2 protein-coding genes are annotated in these 1247 nt (G+C 34.8%); one reads left to right on the top strand and one right to left on the bottom strand.

Going from position 1 to position 1247, the window contains the following annotated elements; all coding sequences use genetic code 11:
- Positions 1 to 483: hypothetical protein (locus tag ACFIKG_RS09275; RefSeq protein ID WP_375652196.1), on the top strand; the 483-nt coding region annotated here is incomplete at its 5' end.
- Here the strand turns inward: ACFIKG_RS09275 and ACFIKG_RS09270 are convergent.
- Positions 467 to 1012, bottom strand: a complete 546-nt coding sequence (locus ACFIKG_RS09270; protein WP_375652195.1) for a hypothetical protein — start codon at positions 1010 to 1012, stop codon at positions 467 to 469. The two genes, ACFIKG_RS09275 and ACFIKG_RS09270, sit on opposite strands and share 17 nt — an antisense overlap.
- Positions 1013 to 1247: the final 235 nt, after the last annotated feature.

Below are 1247 nucleotides of genomic sequence, written 5' to 3'. Positions count from 1 at the left end.
CGTGCAAAAGCACCGCGTGAAGCCGTTGATAAATTGGCAATAGAAATGCGTGCAAAGCGCTTCGGTTTAACGCTACAGGAGGCAAAAAATCCACTTTCTGGGTCTTACATAGGGCGGCTTTGCTTGCAAGGCGTGCTTACTCAAGAGCAATATGATGCCGCCCAGCAATATCTACAGATAAGGAATAATTACCTTTGTGCAAAGGGCTTGCCAAGCGCTGTTTATGATGATGTGTCTACAAATTCAGACCCAGATAGCTTTGAGCAATGGGTTGAAAAAGCAACGCGTCATTATCAATCTGTTCACGAGGCAATAAAAGAGGCGCAACATCTCTATAGACAGTACAATCTTTATGCAGCGCTACAGTACCTTGTTAGTGAAGATCAAGAATTACTACATCTTGTGAGTTCGCTAAAGGTTGCTCTTAATGCGCTTCAAAAGTATTTTTCGCAAAATTATGTAACTATCAATAAAAGTGAATGATAAACTTATATAACGCTTCACTTTCATAATCTAGTTTATGAAGTTTTCTTTTATTTTCAATTATCCGCTTTTCAATTATAGGAAGGACTTTCAGAATTTCTGATTCCTCCATATGGTTCTTAGATTGTTTTGCTTTATTTAGATCCTCTATTACACTTATTTTTTGTAGCATACTGCCGGTTAAATCGCTAAAACTATTGTTTCTTTCCCACAGTATATCATGCCATTCTCTTATCATATTTACATGTTGTTCAAAACGTTCTTTTGATAAAGTCGACATGTTATGCAAGAAATATACTTCTTCTATCATTCTAATTTCTTTGAATCTTTTTTCCCACCATTCGTTTCCATGAATTAGGTGATTATGAAGTTCGGTTTTTAATTCTGTGGTTACTTTTGAACAGAATAACTTATTAAAAAATGAAGAAGATTCTTCAGAATTAGCATATCCATTTGAAGTGGATATAAAACACGTTGTAAAAAGTGTGATAATTAATACTCTTCTAAAGAGAGTTTTTTTTATAGACATTGTTTTCTACCTTAATTTACATCTTAATTATCTAACCGATTCCCTTTGAATATATCAATATGTGTTATTTTTGTGTTGACAAAGTGATGCAAATCGTATTTAATGACAATTACGGCACTAGTCGTATTGTATCTAAATGAGCGTGATGTACAGTTCAAAATCCCCGCAAATGCGGGGTTTTTTATTATCTGGAGGGCGTATTTTATGACGTCAGAAAATACAGAGCAGGCTCCAA

The organism is Bartonella sp. LB28NMGDW, assembly GCF_042194435.1.
Classification (GTDB): domain Bacteria; phylum Pseudomonadota; class Alphaproteobacteria; order Rhizobiales; family Rhizobiaceae; genus Bartonella; species Bartonella grahamii.
The sequence above is the reverse complement of the archived record's forward strand: the minus strand, read 5'-3'. Positions and strand labels throughout refer to the sequence as shown.

What these genes read in the sequence shown, in the direction of transcription:
- ACFIKG_RS09270 (WP_375652195.1), bottom strand. Translation starts at nt 1,012, where the DNA reads ATGTCTATAAAAAAAACTCTCTTTAGAAGAGTATTAATTATCACACTT.